The sequence below is a fragment of the Halomonas sp. R57-5 genome, from assembly GCF_900070345.1.
GTDB classification, from domain to species: Bacteria; Pseudomonadota; Gammaproteobacteria; order Pseudomonadales; family Halomonadaceae; genus Vreelandella; species Vreelandella ventosae_B.
In genome coordinates this window covers 4,798,412-4,816,351 of the sequence record NZ_LN813019.1, presented here as the reverse complement: position 1 = coordinate 4,816,351, position 17,940 = coordinate 4,798,412, and the positions used below count along the sequence as shown (strand labels likewise).

Here is a 17,940-nt window from a genome sequence, read left to right as displayed (position 1 = left end):
CGCCCCGCCGTGATGTTAAAACCTAGGCGAGGCGTTTTTTTAACCAGCGAATGGCGCTGCCCATCAGCGGTAACTGCTCGTAGAGCATGGCGCCCGCATCAAAGTAGTCGCGATGGCGCTGAACGCGCCCGTCATCAGCAAAAGTAAGCGCACTACAGCCTTCAACCTCTACCGGTTTGCCACCTGCCAAGCGCGGATGGATAAACGTCATGGTCCAGGTAACGAACGCTTGCTGACCCTGTAACTGCCGAGCGTGATAATGGAACTGGCACTGCTCAACATTTTCATACATGGTTGAAAAATAGCGCTCTAACGCTTCGCGGCCTTTGATCTTGTGCAGCGGATCGCTAAAAACAATATCATCAGTATATACCTCGTATAGTTTTTCTGTACAGGTATTGTCTAGTTTATTGAAAAAGGCGCAGAACGCCTCTAACGCCGCAGGCTCAGCCATGACGTGTCTCCTTTTTCTATGCCGTAAGGCAGTCGCTAACCAGAGGTTTATTTAGACAGTGATTTAAACGCCTCTAAGGCGCGCTGGCGTGCCGCTTTGTGGTCGACAATGGGGGCCGGGTATTCGATATCGCTGAGTAGGTCTTGTGGTGGCGCATGGCGCGCCTTGGCAGGCAGCTTAGCAAGCTCAGGAATCCAGTGGGCAATAAACTCACCCTCAGCGTCAAAGCGAGTGGACTGGGTGGKAGGGTTGAAAATACGAAAGTAAGGGGCGGCATCGGTACCCGTTGAGGCTGCCCACTGCCAGCCGCCGTTGTTGGCGCAGAATTCACCATCCACCAAATGCTTCATAAAGAAAGCCTCGCCGCGCCGCCAATCAATCAGTAGGTGCTTGCTTAAAAACATCGCCGTGATCATGCGCAGCCGGTTGTGCATCCAGCCGGTCGTCACTAGCTGGCGCATAGCGGCATCGACAATCGGGTAGCCTGTTCGCCCCTCGCACCAAGCTTGAAAACCCTCCTCATCGTCGCGCCAGGCTAATTGCTTAGTGTGTTCCTGAAAGGGTTGGTAGCGGCACACTCGGGGAAAGCCAACCGCTACGTGTTGATAAAACTCCCGCCACACCAGTTCGTTGACCCAGGTGGTAAGGCCGATATCGCCATCCGCCACATGGCCGCCATTTTCAGCCATCACCGCTTGCAGACACTGGCGATGGGAGATCATGCCTAGTGCCAGATAGGGCGATAGTTCGCTGGTGCCGCGCACCTTGGGTAGGTCGCGCTGGGCGTTGTAGTGGCGGCCCCGAAAACGCAGAAAGCGGGCCAGGTTATCCGCCGCGGCATTTTCACCGGCAGGCCACAGCCGCCCATCGATAGGGGCGCTATCAAGTTGGGGCAGTTCAGGCAGCGGATCGCTTTTAAGAGCCAGCGCCGCTTGCACCTTTGGTGTCTCGCGCAGCGCCAGCTGGTCGGCGCTGACCTGCTTGTGCCACGCTTTGGAAAACGGTGTAAATACCCCGTAGTAGTCGCCTTTGCCGGTTAGCAGGCTGCCAGGGGCAAAGGCGACGGCGTCGTGGTAACCATGGGCGGCAATACCGGCCTGCTTAAAGGCGTCCTGCACTGCCTGGTCACGGTGCCGCTCATTGAGCGCGTACTCATAGTTAAAGTGCAGCTGTTCAACGGCATATTCACGAGCGATGTCGAGCAGTACCTCGGGCGCTTGGTCATAGCGTTCAATATCGCGATGCAGTAGCGGGATATTCAAGCCGTTGAGCGCCGCTTTTACGCTCGCAACGCCGCGTGCCCAAAAGTCCAGCTTATTAGCGCCGTGGCCATGTTGTTGCCACTGGGCATTGCTGCGCAAAAACACCGCTATCACAGGGCCCTTAGCCGCGGCGGCGGCGAGGGCACTGTTGTCGTCAATACGCAGGKCACTGCGCAGCCATATCAACTGATGTTTCATACGCTCACCTGTCATAGGGGGMTCCTGCGGCACAAAAAAATGGCCGGTCGCCACATGGGCGAACGGCCAGGATAAAAGCGTGCTGGCTAGAGTACGCCCGACTCGCGTAATAGCGGGCGCAAACGGGCAATGGCCTGGGGCAAATCATCGCCCAACATATGCACTGGGCTATCGCGCAGGTCGCTTTCACGCAGACGCGCCACCTCGCCGCATACGCCGATGGGCACGTTAAGCGCCTCGGCCGCTTTAGGCAGCGCTTGGTGAATATAGCTGTCGCTCTCGCGCTGGCCGCTAGAGAGCAGCACCATCGATGAGTGCAGTCGCGCCACTGCCTGGGGAAGATCTTCCAGCGGCAGTGAGTGGTCAAGCATCTGCACCCGGTAGCCCTGTTCGCTAGCCATCAGCGCCGACATCAACACCCACAGCGGGCCAGGGTCATCGGGCATGGCATTGAGCAGAATCAGCGGGCCCCGAGTAGCCTGATTGGCGTAGTGCAAACGAATGCCCACCTGGCTGCGCAGGAACGCTTCCAAGGTACGGCGAACTAGCTGATCCGCCTGAATGGCCCACTTGGCCTCTAAGGTTAAAATAACCGGCTGCCAGAGCTCGTTGATCGCAATGCTCAGCGGGTAGAGGGCCAAACTCTGGTGATAAAATGCCTCCAGTTTGGCAAGATCCAAGGCTTCGATGATGGCCTGCAGCTGCTGGCGCTGGCTCGCCCAATCACCGGCATCCGGCGTCGGCGTCTCAATTGTTTCTGGCTGGTCAAGCAAGTCGGCGACTTGACTGACCGGCACACCACGATTGAGCCACTGCAGAATGCGTTCGATGCGGGTGATGTCGTCCTGGGCATATAAACGATGGCCTTTCGGCGTGCGCTGGGGGCGAATTAGCCCGTAGCGTCGCTCCCAGGCGCGCAGGGTGACCGAATTGACTCCTGTTAAGCGAGAAACCTCGCGTATCGGATAGAGTGGGGTATCGGGTGGGTGGGTCGCCTTAAGACTCATGGGCGCCAGTACCTCGTTGTTAGCGGCAGCGTGGCGCTGCGGGGGCGTGTCAGTGTTCGCCGCGGCGAAGGTGATTCATGTTCCATGTGAAGGTTTGCCTGATTAAAGAGCTGAACATTAGCATGATACTGTATGCCCATTTGTACAACTTGTCGCTACCCGGTACAACCTTTATAAGAATCCTTCTTAATCATTAAAGCTCCGTGCTTATTGAACCGACCGACCTATTAGTGCCTCGCCTAAACGGTGACCGGATAACCAGGCATCCTCAACGCGTCCGTCGCGAAAGCTGTCGCCGCACAGAGCTAACCCGTTCGTACTGTATAAGTAATCATGCTCGCAGCGGGTTGATGGCTGCGCATAGCGCCAGCGGTGCGCGCCTATTTCAACTAATGGGGGTAGCTCTGCTGACGAAGGCAAAATGCGTTTAAATGCACTTAAGAGTTGCTGAGCCACTGCGTCTGCAGACTGCTCTAAATGGGCCTCGCTCCAATCAAGCTGGGCTAGCAGACTGACGCCTTCAGGCTGAGCGTTGCGGCCAGGTTTGGTTTGATTACGAGATACGATATTAAGGGTCAGATTAAGGAGTGGATCGGCGAGACGCGCCATCTGCCATTGCGGGTCAACGCCGGGTATTGCCGGAAGCGGCCCGTCAAAAATCGCCCATCCCGCCCAACACGCCCGCTGTTCTTGGGTGAGACACGCCGCTGCCAACGCATCGTCCCATGGTTTGACCAGCGGATGGGCCTGTGGCGGCGGGGCGCTAATCACGATCTGGTCATAAGGCCCGTGGCGAGTCTCGTCAGCAGCTAATAGCCGCCAGCCGTTGGGCGAGTGCTCAAGCGCCACGATGGGTGTGCCGGTATGCAGCTCGGCATTGGGCATGGCCGTTAGCGAATCCGCCATATGCCGCGTCAAAGAGCTCATTCTGGGCGCGCCGGTGTAGCGTTTTTGGCCATCGTCGTGCGCCTGCCAGCCGCGTGAACTAGCCTGATAGGTACATGTGGGCCAGGCCGCTAGGCAGCTTGCGGTTAGCCACTCATCGACGGCGCGTTGAAAATCCGCGTCGCGCACGCTAAATGCCTGGGCGCCTAAATCAAGCGTCGCGCTGGGTCTGCGTTTACTCGACATACGCCCACCGGGGCCGCGGGCTTTATCAAATAGGGTGACGCTGGCGCCATTACTTGCCAGTACCTGCCCGCAGGCAAGACCTGCGATGCCTGCGCCGATGATAGCGACCGAGTGATGGGCGGGAAGCGACGATAGCGGTTTGGCCATGAGCCCTCGCAGCGGGTAATAAAGGTCGAATTAAGCGTTGTAGAGGTGCATTGTAGCAGTTGTGTATAAATTCCGTACAATTTAGTCATCGTTTTCTTGATTAAGCTGCGACGCTGTTCGCACAGCCATGAAGGCTTTCAACGATGTCACCTAACAGGAGCAACTCCTATGCGCGTATTAATCACCGGAGGCAGTGGCTTTGTCGGTCAGCGGCTATGTCGTCAGTTAGTCGAATTAGGCCACGAGGTGCAGGTGGTCTCCCGCTCGCCTCACCAAGTGCGTGATCGTTTGCCGAACAATTGCGACATTCGCGATAGCGCCCAGGCGTTTATTGAGTCGCCGCCGGATGCCTTGGTTAACCTGGCCGGTGAGCCGATTGCCGCCAAGCGCTGGAGCGATGAGCAGAAAGCCAAGCTGATTAACTCCCGGGTGGCGGCGACCGAACAAGTGGTGGCGCTGTGCGAGCAGCTGAAASCCAACGGCCAGCCGCTGCCCAAGGTAATGGTGTCGGGTTCAGCGATGGGCTACTACGGCGATCAGGGTAAGCGGGTGGTGAGCGAAGAGACAATGCCCAACGACGAGTTCGCCCATCGGCTATGCAAGCAGTGGGAGGCTGCCGCCCGGCCGATTGAGGCCATGGGCGTGCGGCTGGCGATTGTGCGCATTGGCTTKGTGCTAGAGGCGGGGGGAGGCAGCCTGGAGAAGATGCTGCCGCCGTTTAAGTTGGGTTTAGGTGGCCGTTTTGGTAGCGGTGAGCAGTTTATGCCCTGGATTCACCGCGATGMCTTAGTCGCGGCGATCCTGTTTCTCATCGATCAAGAGGGCTTGAGCGGCGCCTTCAATGGCAGCGCTCCGCACCCGGTGACCAATGCCACCTTTACTAAAACCTTGGCCAAGCAGCTTAACCGTCCAGCGATTTTCCCAGTACCCGCCTTTGTACTGAAAGCGGGCTTTGGAGAAATGTCGCGGCTGCTGCTGACCGGCGCCGATATGCGCCCCGCACGCCTTGAAGAGGCAGGGTTTACCTTCCAGTACCCCACTCTCGACAAGGCGCTTGAGGCCATACTTTAAGCAACAATAGCTTAGCGGTCAGCATCAACGGTGATAATCACCCGCACTGAGTCAAGCCGCAGGCGGGTGTTCTCAATCGCTTCACTAAGCGCCTGGCGCTCATCTTTTAACGCGTCGATTTCGGCGCTGCGTACCGCCGGGTTGTGCTCGGCAAGTGCCGTTAAGCGGGCAATCTCGGCATCCAGCTGGGCGCGCATGCGCGCTTCGGCGTTTTCGACAATGCTGGGCAGCTGGCGCTCGGCTTCGCCTTCACCCTGGGTTAGCAGCTCGCGCAGCTGGTCGTGACGGCTCTTAATCAAATCCCGCGCCAGCGACTTGTTAACCTTCTGCAGGTTCTTGCCCAAGCCGGTAAAGGAGATCTTGCTGGTCAGGTTGGCGCCCGATTCATCCAGCAACAGGCGCACCGCGGTGGGCGGCAGGAAGCGGTTAAGGTGCAGCTTCTTGGGTGCCGGGCAGTGGGTGCGGAAAACCAGCTCGGCCATCAATCGGCCGCTGGGAATGGCGTCGTGGCGCAGCAGGGCGAGCGCCGAGTTGCCCATGGTGCCATCCAGCACGCGGCCCATCATTTCGCGCAGCAGTGGGTGCTCCCAGGAGAGCCGCTGGATGKCGTCACGGGCCAGCGCCTGGGAGCGGCTGTAGGTGGCGGTAAAGCCCTCTTCGCCTTTGACCAGTCCAGGCAGGCCGTCGAGCATATGTTGGCTGGGCTGCAGGTGCATTAAGCCCTTGCCAATCTCCTGGCTATCCACGCCGAAAATATCCAACGCCCGCTCAAGGTAGCGCGGCAGGGCGGTATCATCATCAAGCTCTTGCACCGCGTCGATCACCTGTTGAGCGCGAGCGGGGCGGCAGGCGTTGAGCTCCAGCAGCCGGTTGCGGCCCGCATCGTGTTCGGCCAGTTTGGCGCTAAACATCGTACGGGTTTCGGCGATGATCTCGTCCAGTGCCTCATCATCCAGCAGGGCGTCAGCCAGGGCGTCCCCAAAGGCATCAAACAGGTCGTTGCCAACCCCATGAGGGGCGCTGAACGCATCCATACCTTCGTGGTACCAGCGCAGCAGGCGCTCGCCGGGGCTACCTTCAAAGGTGGGAATATGCAGCTCAATGGCATGGCGCTGACCGATGCGATCCAAGCGGCCGATGCGCTGTTCGAGTTGATCCGGGTGCTGGGGCATATCGAACATCACCAGGTGGCGGCAGAACTGGAAGTTGCGCCCCTCTGAGCCAATTTCCGAGCACACCAGTACCTGTACGCCTTCGTCTTCATCGGCAAAGGCTGCCGCCGCGCGGTCACGCTCGATCAGCGAGAGGTCTTCGTGGAACACCGGCGCATGGTAGCCGCCCAGCACCCGCAGCCCTTCGGCAAGCCCTTCGGCGGTTTCCCGGTGGTGGGCAATGACCAGGACTTTTTCGTTAGCGAAGCCGTTCTCACTGTCGTCGCTGAGCTTCTCCAGCAGCCAGTTAACCCGCGGGTCGATGTGCCACCAGTCTTCGCCGTTGAGCGGATCATTGCTGAGCTCGCGATAGGCCGCGTCGGGATAGATCAACACATCGGGATGATCCATGCCGGTCTCGATCAACAGTTCGTCGAGGTAATCATCATCACGCTCTAAGCGGCGCACGACGCGACGGTAGGCCGAAGGCAGCGCTAAGGGCACTAGATTGAGGCGTCGCTCCGGGAAGCCACCTACGTGGCGGCGGCTGTTGCGGAACATCACTCGGCCGGTGCCGTGGCGATCCAGCAGCGCTTCACTCAATTGGGCGCGAGCGGCGTCCTGCTGCGCTTTGCCTGCTTCTTCGTTACACAGGATAGCCAGCAGCGCTTGGCTGTCGCGGTCATCGGCTACCGCGGAGACGTCGGTACGGGCGCTAGGGTCGTTAGGTAGCGCTTCCAAGGCGTCGATGGCGCGGGCCACTTCGGTGTAGTGGCTCTCTTCGGCTTTGAAGCGCTCAAGATCGTGGTAGCGCTCGCTATCCAGCAACCGCAGGCGGGCAAAGTGGCTCTTGATACCCATCTGTTCGGGAGTGGCGGTGAGCAGCAGCAGGCCGGGTATCACCGCCGAAAGCTGTTCGACGCACCGGTAGCCGGGGCCGCTGCCTTCTTCMCTCCAGTCGAGGTGGTGCGCTTCGTCCACAATTAGCAGGTCGAACTGGCTGGCCAGTGCCTGCTCCTGACGTTGCGGGTTGGCAAATAGCCAGCCCTGGCTGGCTAACACCAGCTGAGCGCTCTCAAAGGGGTTTTCGCTGCCGTGAGCCTGGCTCTGGGTTTCATCCAGCAGCGAAACGTTAAGCGAGAAGCGCCGCAGCAGCTCGACCAGCCACTGGTGGGTGAGGCTGTCGGGCACCAGAATCAGCGCCCGCTCAACGCGGCCATTGAGCAGCAGGCGGTGCAGAATCAGCCCGGCTTCGATGGTTTTCCCCAAGCCGACTTCATCTGCTAGCAGCACGCGTGGGGCGTGGCGATTAGCAACTTCATTGGCAATGTAGAGCTGGTGAGGAATGAGATCGATGCGCGGCCCGGAGAAGCCCAGCGCGCTGTGTTGCTCGATACGCTGATAGTGGTGCAAGGTGCGAAAGCGCAAGTCAAACCAATCGTTGCGATCGACCTGGCCGGTCAGCAGGCGGTCGCGAGCCTGATCGAACTGCATGGTGTCGGCGAGTTTGGCCTCGGGCAGTTCGCGCAGATTGCCCTCCTTGTCTTCACCGATATAGGTGATTAGACCACCGGACTCTTTACTGTCATCGACGACGATCTGCCAGCCGTCGGCGGACAGCACGCGGTCGCCACTGCCGAACATAACGCGGGTAAGCGGGGCCTGGCGGGTATTGTAAGTACGGGTTTCCTGACTGGCACTGAACAAAATGGTAACGCTACGGGCGTCGCAGTTAAGCACGGTGCCGAGCCCAAGCTCAGCTTCGCCGTCGCTAATCCAGCGTTGGCCGGGAGAAAAATCGCTCATGATGCCTCGGGGGAGTCTGCAAAACGGGTCGTATGCCGCCGGTCGTGAGCACCGGCGACAACAGGGCGGGGGATTCTAACGCAAAGCAGCGGGGGGATTAAGGTGTATCGGCATCAATCTTGTAACCAGCGATCCAAATGGGCTCGGGTAAGCTCGCCAACGTGGACATCCAGGGTGTTCCCCTGGCCGTCAAACAGCACGGTGGTGGGTAATCCCGGTGCTTGAAAAAGCGCCATCAGTTGCTGGCTGGGGTCACGCAGGGCGTAGCGAAACTCAAGCTGCTGCTCATCCAGGTAGCGCACCATGGGCAGCAGGTCTTCGCCTTGGTTAGCAACCACCACGCTGACGCCATCGCGCTGGGCGGCCTCCTCAAGTAGCGGCATTTCACGCAGGCAGGGCGGGCACCAGGKGGCCCACAGGTTGACGATAATCAGGTCAGCGTTGTCGGTCAGTGAGGGTAGATGCACGTCATTGCCTTCTACATCCTCAAGGGTGACCTCCGGTAAGGCATCAACCGCAAAGTCACTGCCCAGGGGCGCCAGGGTGACCAGCACCAGCCATAGGCTGGAGGCGGCGATTAGCATGGCCATCGCACCGCCCATAGCCAGTAACCGCGTGCGCAGCGTCCAGGCCGTCCATACCAAGCCAGCGGCCATGCCCCATAGGCCGTGGTAGCCGGGTTGCCAGACCTTGAAAGCTTCCAGCGGGGCGGCGCTATAGCTCTCCAGGTTGAGCAGAATATGGCCCACCCGCGCGCCGACTAGCCAAACAATAATAAGTCCGGTAAACCAACGCTGTTGAGCCGGGCGGGGCAGCCCTAATAAAAGCCGCGCACAGAGTAGCAGTAGCAGCGCGCAGCCAACCGCGTAAAGGCGGGGCAGTGAAATCAGTAGCGGGCCGAGAGCAATGGCGTTCATGGATTTCCAGTTCAGGTTTTAACTTAGATTTTTTAACTTAGGTTTCCCGTTAAGCATGCCGCGAAGCAGGTACACTTGCAGACCATATCATGCGAGCTGAAAATTACGGAGACGTTATGCCCCCACCCGCTTTCGATAAGCTGCGCGCACTAGCGATCGGCTCCCAAGCGATTGGCTTAATACTGATTATTACCCTGGAAACTGTCATGGGGAACGCCGCACGCCCTTGGCAGGGTGTGGTGCTGGCCGCCATGCTGGTCACCGCGTTAACGATTGCGCTGGTGCGGCTTTATCGCCGTAATTTAGCTCGCAAGCGTTGGGCCGAGCGCCTTGAAGACGGTGCTCATGACAACGATCATGATGATGCCTAGCCCCTATCGTTGGCTTCTCTGGCTGGGCCTGCTGGTGCTAAGTGGTCTGTTGGCGGGTTGTACCCACGCGGTGGTACGCGAGCATCACACCGCGCTTGCTCCATCAGACGCACGTAATACATGGTTGGGCGGTCAGGCGCATCAGGCACTAGCGGAACAGTCAGCTCCGGATGGCTTTGCGCTCCTGGCCGATGGCAAAGAAGCGTTTGCCGCCAGAGTGAGGCTGATTCGCCAAGCGCAGCGTGAGTTAGATATTCAAACCTACCTATTGGGCGATGGCCAAACCACGCGCTTGATCCTGGCGCAGCTGATTAAAGCGGCGGAAGAGGGAGTTCGGGTGCGCTTGCTGGTCGACGATATAGGCGCGGTTGGCCAAGGGGATCGCTTAGCGGCACTGGCGAGTCATCCTGGTATCTATGTGCGGGTCTATAACCCGCTGCCGGTTGGTCGTGGACATATGTTCACGCGGGTTTTGGCGTCTGTCGTTAATCCGGCTCAGCAACATCGGCGCATGCATAACAAGCTGTGGGTGGCTGATAGCAGCGTTGCCATTGTGGGCGGGCGTAACCTGGGCGACGAGTATTTTGATGCCAACGACTCGCGCAACTTTGCCGATTTGGACTTTGCGACCATTGGCGATGTGGTGCCCGAGCTTTCGCGCAGCTTTGATATGTATTGGAACCACGGCCTGGCACAGCCCATTGAACGCTACCACCGAGTAGCGGATAACGCTTGGCTAACGCTCAAAACTGAGCTGGAGGAGTGGTTAGACGATAATGCCGACTCGCAATATTTCACCGAGCTGCGCCGTCAGCCGCGCGACTCACCGCCCTGGGAGACGCTGCACTGGGGCGAAGGTCGGGCGATGTGGGATATTCCCGGCAAGCTTTCATCGGCAACGCCCGAATGGCGAGAGACCTTGCTCGGTGATTTAACCGAGGGTATTGAGCTGAACGAGCGGCTGGTGATTATTTCGGCGTACTTTGTACCCACTGAGTGGGGGGTGAAAAACCTAACCGAGCTTGCTGACCGGGGCGTGGCCGTCGAAATTATTACCAATTCACTGGAGTCCACAGACGCTGCCGTGGTGCATGGCGCCTACGCACCCTGGCGTGAAACGCTGCTAGCCCATGGTGTCACTCTTTTTGAGCTGCGCCCCGAACAAGAAGCGGGTACCGATGAAGATATGGCGGTGCCTGGGGCCTCTGCCTCGGCGCTGCATATCAAGGCCTTGAGCTTTGACGATCAGCTGTTCGTGGGGTCATTTAACGCTGACCCTAGATCAATCTACTGGAATACGGAAATTGGCGTGCTGGCGCGCAGCGAATCGCTGATGCAGGCATTTAATGATCTGGTTGCCATCGGTCAAGAGCCTTCGCTGAGCTACCGCGTCGATCTCACGCCAGAAAGAGAGCTGAACTGGCACCTAGAGCGCGATGGTGAAATGGAAGTTTTAACCGCTGAGCCGGGTAGTTTTTGGCGCGATTTCAACGCCTGGTTAAGCCACACGCTCAAGTTTGAACGCTGGCTGTAGTACCTGTTGCGAAGTAGCGTTAGAAACCGAGGCTTGTGTTTTTGGCGTTCCAGTTCCAGATTAATAGCAGCCTTAACGATTGTCCGCTGGGGCATACTAAAAAAATGCATACATTTTTATCTCACTGGGAGCGACAAATAACATGATCAACAAGCGCGCATTAGCCACCGCTGTGGCGGCTTCAACTCTGGCAATGACCGGATTAGCCCAGGCAGAGGTCAAAGTTGGCTTCTTGGGCGGCTTTACCGGGGGAATTGAAAGTTTAACGCCACCCATTTTTGAAGGGGCGCAGCTAGCCGTTGAGCAGATCAATGAGCAGGGCGGTATTTTAGACGGCCAAACATTGGTGATGCCGTCCGGCGATACGACCTGTTCCGATGCATCGGCTGCCTCTAACGCCGCCGATCGCATGGTGAACTCTGAAAATGTCACCGCGATCGTCGGTGCGCTGTGTACTGGTGCGACCATTGCCGCGGCTAACAACGCTGCTATTCCCGGTGGCGTATTGATGGTTTCGCCTGCGTCTACCGCCCCTGCGGTATCGGAGCTTGATGACAACGACCTGGTGTTCCGTACCGTGCCGTCAGACGCCTTCCAGGGGGAAATGCTGGCTAAGCTACTGCTTGAAAAAGGCATTGACGCAGTGGCGGTGACCTACGTCAATAATGATTACGGTCAGGGCCTTTCTGACGCCTTCAGCGCCGCGTTTGAGGCCGGTGGCGGCGAGATTGCCGAGAACCTGGCCCACGAAGATAACCGCGCCGACTATCGCTCTGAGCTAGGCTCGCTCTCGGTGAGCGGCGTTGATACCCTCGTCGTGCTGGCCTACGCCGACACTTCGGGGCAGACGGTACTGCGTCAAGCCTACGAAAGTGGCATGTTTACCCAGTACGTAGGTGCTGACGGCATGGTCGGKGATAGCCTTATCGAAGCTATCGGTGCAGACGTGCTGGATGGCATGATCGCCACGCGCCCCGGCAGCCCTGATCTGCCCGGTACCGATATCTTTATCGAAGCCGCCGAAGCTGCTGAACTGGATCCAAGCGCAGTATTTGCCGCCCAGGCCTATGATGCCGCTTTCCTGATCGCATTGGCGATTGAGCAGAACGGCAGCGCTGAGCGTGAAGGCCTTTCAGAAGCGCTGCGCAGTGTTTCCAGTGCCCCCGGCGAGGTCATTCTGCCCGGCGAGTGGGAAAAAGCGGTTGAGCTGATTGCCGCGGGCACCGACATCAACTATGAAGGCGCCTCTGGTTCGCATGAGTTTGATGACAACGGCGACGTGCCTGGCGTGGTGGTCGAGATGGCTGTGGAAGACGGCACCTTTACCAGCAAAGGTCAGGTTGATCTTTAAGCTTCCCGCTGAGCGTTAAAATAAATGCCCGGCTGTTACCAGCCGGGCATTTTTTTATGAGTCAGCAGCTGAGAGGATCAACTGTGGCTTTTGATCTTCTCGGGTAGTAGCCCTTTGGGCGCAAAGCGCAGCACCATGGTGATCAGTAAGCCAATCACCAGCACCCGTGCCTGTAGGGCGCGGCTATCCATATTGCCCGGTGCATCCCAGCCGAACGCACCTTCGCCAAAGGCCACCGCTAACTGCATTAAGAACAGCGCCAGGGGCTCGGACATAATCCAGATGATATACACCGCCACGGCGCCAAAAATGGTGCCCAGGTTATTGCCCGGCCCGCCCAGAATCACCATCACCAGCACTAGGAAGGTATGGTTCAGCGGCAGGTAGCCTTGTGGGTCGAAGAGGCTGTTGAAGGTGCCCAGTATGCCGCCGCCCAGACCCATCAGAATGCAGCCCAGCACGAAGATTTCCAGACGCCGTTTGTTGATGTCCTTACCCATCGCCGCCGCAGACACTTCGTTATCGCGAATGGCCCGAATCATTCGTCCCCAGGGGGCGTTGTAGGCACGATTGAGCAGAAAGAAGATTACCGCAATGATCACCGCGGTAAACGAAAGGTAGATGGCACGCGACAGTGTAAAGCCCAGCTCAGCTGGCCCCGGTGTTGGCCAGGGTAGCGGGGAAACCGTGGCGGTGCCGCGGGTTAGCCAGTCAGAGTTTTTCAAAAACGCCTTGATGATCTCGGCAATGCCCAGGGTGGCAATAGCCAAGTAATCGCTGCGTAAGCCCAAACAGATATGGCCAATAAAGTAGCCGACGCCACCTGCCAAGGCGCCCCCGACAATCCAGCCGATCCAGGGCGGTAAGCCTAGCCCACCGACGAAGCCTGCCTGGCTTTCAATCGCATCAGTGACCTCGCGTAACTGGCTAATAACCACCAGGTAAAGCACGACGCCCAGTACCACCGCGATAAAGGTACGCAGGGGCTTGGGCACACCCAGGCGATCTAGTTTGCTGGCGCCCACGATCAGTAGGGTAGCGGCGGCACCGTATAGCAGCACGCGGCCAAATTCGCCGGGTAGCGCAGTGCCCCAGAAGGCATCATTGACCGGCACGCTAAAGAACATCGCGCAGAAGCCGCCCAGAGCAACAAAGCCCATCACACCAGCGTTAAACTGCCCAGCGTAGCCCCACTGAATGGTTAACCCTAAGGCAAGAATGGCGTAACAAGCTGCTTCTACCAGCATGCGTGTGCTATAGGCGGCGCCCATGATGGCATAGACCGCTAACACTGCGACCAGCAGTGCACCGAACAGGACCAGTTCGCGCAGTGGAAAGCGGCGCTGTTGGGTGGCGTCTTGGGGCGTGTAGGCAGGGTTGCGCGTTTTTTCTGAATGGCTCATTAGATCACCTTGCCTTTAAACAGTCCGGTGGGGCGCCACACCAGAATGGCTACCAGAATGAAAAACGGCACCACAATTTTGTACTCGGTACCCACAAAGGCCAGGTTTGAGGGGAGCTCTAACCAGGTGGGCAGACTGTCGCGGAAGGGGCGCAGCAGCACGTTCCAGTTAAACACCGCCAGTGTCTCGGCAAAGCCGACCACAAAGCCACCGACAATCGCCCCATAAGGGTGGCCCACACCGCCCACGATGGCAGCAGCAAAAATAGGCAGTAGCAGGAAGAAGCTTAAGTCGGGCTTGAAAGTGACATCCAGGGAGAGCAGCGTCCCTGCAATGGCGGCCAGGGCACCCGCAATGATCCAGGTTACCGCCACAATGGTATTGGTATTGATCCCCGATGCCTGGGCTAGCTCAGGATTATCCGACATGGCGCGCATTGCCTTGCCTAGCCGCGAACGGTTAAGAAAAAGGTGCAGCGCCACAACAGCGACGAGGGTAATCACAAACAGGTAGATTTGCGGTTCGGTTACCACAATCGGCGCCCGGGCGCCCTCAAAGGGTAGTGCCAGGCGAAAGATCTCCTTGCGATCATCTACATAGMGGCTCTGCCCGCCGGTACCGGAAAACAGGCGAATCAAACCCTGCAAAATTAACGTGACACCCAGTGAGCCAATCACTAACACGATTGGCTTTACCCCATGGGCGCGTAGCGGCTTATAGAAGGTTTTGTCGATCCCCACCGCTAAGGCGGCAGTAAGCAGCATCGCCAGCGGCAGCATTAAAACCGCCGTTGGCACGCCGATGCTGGCGCCCGCTGCTGGGAACAGTGTGGTAAGCAGCAGCACCATAAAGGCGCCGAAGGTCATCATATCGGCATGGGCAAAGTGGGCAAAGCGCATAATGCTGAAAATCAGCGTTACCCCAATGGCCCCGATGGCATAAATGGAGCCGCTTACACTGCCCGAAATCACCACATTATTGATGAAAAAAACCAGTTCGTTCACGTGTATCTCCCTGGGGCTAGCCGCCCAAAAAGCTTTTGGCGACATCGGGGTCGGCAAGCAGTGCTGCCCCAGTGTCGGTAAAGCGGTTTTGGCCAGCGGCCAGCACAAAGCCTTTATCGGCTATCGCGAGTGCCTGTTTGGCGTTCTGTTCCACCATCAAAATACCCACGCCAGCGGCGTTGATCTGTTTGACGCGGTCGAAAATCTCATTCATATACAGCGGCGACAGCCCCGCGGTGGGTTCGTCCAGCAACAGCAGGCTCGGCTCGGCCATCAAGGCGCGGCCCATGGCGACCATTTGGCGCTGTCCACCGGAAAGCTCACCGGCAGGCTGGCGGCGCTTTTCGTACAGCGGTGGGAAAAACTCATAGATCTGAGCGAGCATGCGCTTGACGTTTTGCGGCTTTAAAAAGGCGCCCATCTCCAGGTTTTCCTGCACCGAAAGGCTGGGGAAAACGTTCTTCTCCTGGGGCACAAAGCCCATACCGCGCTGCACCAGCTGGTTAGGCGGTAGATTTTGGATCGGCTGGCCGTTAAGCAGTATCTCGCCCTGATTAACATGCAGCAGGCCAAAGACGGCTTTCAGCATGGTGGATTTGCCCGCCCCGTTAGGGCCGACGATCACACCGACCTCATCGGCTTCCAGCGTCATGTTTWCCCCGTTAAGGATATTCATGCCGCCATAGCCGCCGTGCACATCGCGTGCGTCGATTAATGGCCTGGTTGTTGATGACATAAGCAAAGTATTCCAGCAAGGTCGCTTGGCAGCGACATCATTATATTAATTGGCTAATGGGAGAAAACGTCACGCTTAAGCGGCATCGGTACCGAAGTAGGCCTCAATGACCTCAGGATTATTCTGGATATCGTTGATATGCCCCTCCACCATCACGCTGCCTTGAGCCAGCACGATAACCGGATCGCAAAGGCGGGCAATCATCTCCATATCGTGCTCAATGACCAGGAAGGTGTAACCCATTTCGCGGTTGAGCCGCTCAATATTGCCGATCAAGTCGCCCAGCAGGGTGCGGTTTACCCCGGCAGCGATCTCATCAAGGAGTACCACCTTGGCATTGGTCATCATGGTGCGGCCAAGCTCCAGCAGCTTCTTCTGGCCGCCGGACAAGTTGCCCGCTAGCTCATTACGCACGTGGTGCAGGCCGACGAAATCAATCACCTCCAGCGCGCGGCGGCGCACCTCGGCTTCTTCTTGGCGCACTATGCCTGGCTTTAACCAAGCGCTAAAAAGGCTTTCTCCCGCCTGTTTGGGTGGCACCATCATGAGGTTCTCCAGCGCGCTCATCTGGCTGAACTCGTGGGCAATCTGGAAGGTACGCAGCAGGCCTTTGTGGAAACGCTGGTCGGCACTAAGCGCGGTAATGTCTTCACCATCGAGCAGAACGCGGCCGCTATTCGGGGCTAAAGCGCCGGCAATCAGATTAAACAGGGTAGATTTGCCTGCGCCGTTAGGGCCGATCATGCCGGTAATGGAACCCTTCTCCACCTGAATGGAGCAGTCGTTAATCACCTGTAAGCCGCCGAACGCTTTGTTGACTCGCTGTACATCAATAAGAGGGTTCATGGTGTCTCCACGCGATACAGGCGGCTAAAAAGCCGCCTGCGCACTGTTATTAAGTTGTTTGTTGTGGTTTTTTTAGCCAACGCTGGCTGGCTGCAAAGGCCCCAATCATGAGCAGCGCACCGAGGGTGGGGATCAAATAGCCATCCACCTGAGGAATGGTGCGTAAAAACACAAAGGCCACCGCAGCAGGCGCCACAAAGCGCACCAGAAAACGCCATAGCTTAAACCAGGTGACGCTGCTGCCCAGTTCTTTCATCACTTCACTCTGGGTTAGCGCCCAGCCGGCAAACAGCGCTATCAGCAGACCGCCCACCGGCATAAAGATATTGGTGAGTAGCTCGATAAACTCAAACGCACTGCGCCCAAACAGGCTATGGAATATCGTCCCCTCGGCCCAAATGTTGAAGCTAACCACGGTCAGCAAACCCATTGCCCAGGCGGCGATAACCATGATCGTGACCGCCTGTGGCCGGGTCATGTCAAAGCGCTCCACCAGGAAGGCGGCGACGGGTTCGATCAGCGAAATAGAGGAGCTGATCGCGGCGCCGAGCACCAGAATAAAGAATACGCCGCCGACCAACGCGCCAAAAGGCATCTCGGCAAACGCCAGCGGAAGGGTGACAAACATCAGTCCAGGCCCTTGCCCGGTCTCTAACCCGGCGCCAAACACCAGCGCAAAAATAGCCAGGCCCGCCACCATCGCCACGGCGGTATCGACGATGGCGACAGCAAAGGCGGTGCGGGTCAGTGAGACATCGCTGGGCATGTAGGCGCCGTAAGCCATGATGGCCCCCATTCCCAGGCTCAGGGTGAAGAATGACTGCCCCATGGCCTGTAGCCAGCCCTCAAGGCTAAGGTCGGCGATATTAAAGGTAAATAGAAAGCTGGCGGCGGCGCCTATATCGCCATTCACCACGCCGTAGGCCAGCACCACCAACAAAATCACAAACAGCGCGGGCATCATAATGCGCAGGCCTGATTCGATTCCTTTGTGAATGCCCATACCCACAATTAGCGCGGACGCCGCAATGAAAAGGGTGTGATAGAGCGTCATTAGGCCGGGGGAGGCCAGCAGGGCGTCAAAGCCAGTGCCAATGGTTTGCGCATCGGCGCCCACCAGCGAGCCGGTCAGCATTAGCCAAGTGTAGTGAATCGCCCAGCCGGCAATTACCGAATAGAAGCTTAAAATCAAAAACGCCGAGGCGGCGCCCAGCCAACCAATAGTTTCCCAGGCGCGGGAAGTGCCGTGGGTTTTGGTTAGGTGACGCATGCCCATAATCGGGCTCTGGCGGCTGGTGCGGCCGAGCATGATCTCGGCAATCAGAATGGGAATGCCGACGGCAAAGATCGTCAAGGCGTAGACCAATATAAAGGCACCGCCACCGTTTTCACCGGTCAGGTAGGGGAAGCGCCACAGGTTGCCCAGACCGACCGCGGAGCCAACTGCGGCGAGAAGAAAAGTGCCTTTATGCGTCCAGACGTTATGACCGCTCATGGGTAAGAGTGTCCGTAGTTGGGCGTCAGAATGGGGTGGTATCCAAACGCCTGTAT

General features: G+C 58.0%; 15 protein-coding genes. 4 read left to right on the top strand and 11 right to left on the bottom strand.

All coding sequences use genetic code 11. The features are described 5' to 3' along the window. Positions 1–22 precede the first annotated feature (22 nt). The 4 genes from HALO_RS22035 to HALO_RS22020 form a co-directional block, all read right to left on the bottom strand. Entirely contained in the window at positions 23–454 is a 432-nt protein-coding gene (locus HALO_RS22035) for a nuclear transport factor 2 family protein (protein WP_035582656.1), read from the bottom strand. 47 nt (positions 455–501) lie between these two features. Beyond that, positions 502–1,914 carry a deoxyribodipyrimidine photo-lyase gene (gene phrB / locus HALO_RS22030; RefSeq protein WP_050714226.1) on the bottom strand — a complete coding sequence of 471 codons (1,413 nt, stop codon included), beginning with the start codon at positions 1,912–1,914 and terminating at the stop codon, positions 502–504. Between the two features lie 86 nt (positions 1,915–2,000). Continuing rightward, on the bottom strand, positions 2,001–2,921 hold the full coding sequence (locus tag HALO_RS22025; protein ID WP_172821694.1) for a MerR family transcriptional regulator: 921 nt from the start codon (positions 2,919–2,921) through the stop codon (positions 2,001–2,003). Between the two features lie 207 nt (positions 2,922–3,128). Next, positions 3,129–4,199 (bottom strand): NAD(P)/FAD-dependent oxidoreductase, encoded by a 1,071-nt coding sequence (locus HALO_RS22020; RefSeq protein ID WP_035582660.1) that lies wholly within the window; start codon positions 4,197–4,199, stop codon positions 3,129–3,131. A gap of 168 nt (positions 4,200–4,367) precedes the next feature. Between HALO_RS22020 and HALO_RS22015 the strand changes: the two genes are divergently transcribed. After that, positions 4,368–5,270, top strand: a complete 903-nt coding sequence (locus tag HALO_RS22015; protein WP_050714038.1) for a TIGR01777 family oxidoreductase — start codon at positions 4,368–4,370, stop codon at positions 5,268–5,270. Positions 5,271–5,281: 11 nt separating this feature from the next. On the opposite strand, the gene rapA is transcribed toward HALO_RS22015, so the two are convergent. Further along, the gene (gene rapA / locus HALO_RS22010; protein ID WP_050714037.1) at positions 5,282–8,227 is read right to left on the bottom strand and encodes an RNA polymerase-associated protein RapA; all 2,946 of its coding nucleotides are present in this window, start codon (positions 8,225–8,227) and stop codon (positions 5,282–5,284) included. Between the two features lie 113 nt (positions 8,228–8,340). After that, positions 8,341–9,144: a TlpA disulfide reductase family protein gene (locus HALO_RS22005; protein ID WP_050714036.1), complete on the bottom strand. Its 804-nt coding sequence runs from the start codon at positions 9,142–9,144 to the stop codon at positions 8,341–8,343. Positions 9,145–9,260: 116 nt separating this feature from the next. On the opposite strand from HALO_RS22005, the gene HALO_RS22000 reads away from it, so the two are divergent. From HALO_RS22000 to HALO_RS21990, 3 genes are all read left to right on the top strand, one after another. Next, positions 9,261–9,515 (top strand): hypothetical protein, encoded by a 255-nt coding sequence (locus HALO_RS22000; RefSeq protein WP_035582668.1) that lies wholly within the window; start codon positions 9,261–9,263, stop codon positions 9,513–9,515. After that, positions 9,490–11,049 (top strand): phospholipase D family protein, encoded by a 1,560-nt coding sequence (locus tag HALO_RS21995; RefSeq protein WP_231896769.1) that lies wholly within the window; start codon positions 9,490–9,492, stop codon positions 11,047–11,049. The genes HALO_RS22000 and HALO_RS21995 overlap by 26 nt, the downstream gene beginning before the upstream one ends. Positions 11,050–11,191: 142 nt before the next feature. Next, positions 11,192–12,400: an ABC transporter substrate-binding protein gene (locus HALO_RS21990; RefSeq protein ID WP_035563999.1), complete on the top strand. Its 1,209-nt coding sequence runs from the start codon at positions 11,192–11,194 to the stop codon at positions 12,398–12,400. A gap of 77 nt (positions 12,401–12,477) precedes the next feature. Here the strand turns inward: HALO_RS21990 and HALO_RS21985 are convergent, their stop codons facing one another. The 5 genes from HALO_RS21985 to HALO_RS21965 form a co-directional block, all read right to left on the bottom strand. After that, positions 12,478–13,803 (bottom strand): branched-chain amino acid ABC transporter permease, encoded by a 1,326-nt coding sequence (locus HALO_RS21985; protein ID WP_035564002.1) that lies wholly within the window; start codon positions 13,801–13,803, stop codon positions 12,478–12,480. Then, the gene (locus HALO_RS21980) at positions 13,803–14,807 is read right to left on the bottom strand and encodes a branched-chain amino acid ABC transporter permease (protein ID WP_050714034.1); all 1,005 of its coding nucleotides are present in this window, start codon (positions 14,805–14,807) and stop codon (positions 13,803–13,805) included. The genes HALO_RS21985 and HALO_RS21980 overlap by 1 nt, the downstream gene beginning before the upstream one ends. A gap of 16 nt (positions 14,808–14,823) precedes the next feature. Continuing rightward, positions 14,824–15,543 (bottom strand): ABC transporter ATP-binding protein, encoded by a 720-nt coding sequence (locus HALO_RS21975; protein WP_050714033.1) that lies wholly within the window; start codon positions 15,541–15,543, stop codon positions 14,824–14,826. 75 nt (positions 15,544–15,618) lie between these two features. Continuing rightward, positions 15,619–16,389, bottom strand: a complete 771-nt coding sequence (locus tag HALO_RS21970) for an ABC transporter ATP-binding protein (RefSeq protein WP_035564006.1) — start codon at positions 16,387–16,389, stop codon at positions 15,619–15,621. A 49-nt stretch (positions 16,390–16,438) separates the two neighbouring features. Further along, positions 16,439–17,884, bottom strand: a complete 1,446-nt coding sequence (locus HALO_RS21965; protein WP_035564008.1) for a sodium-dependent transporter — start codon at positions 17,882–17,884, stop codon at positions 16,439–16,441. Positions 17,885–17,940: the final 56 nt, after the last annotated feature.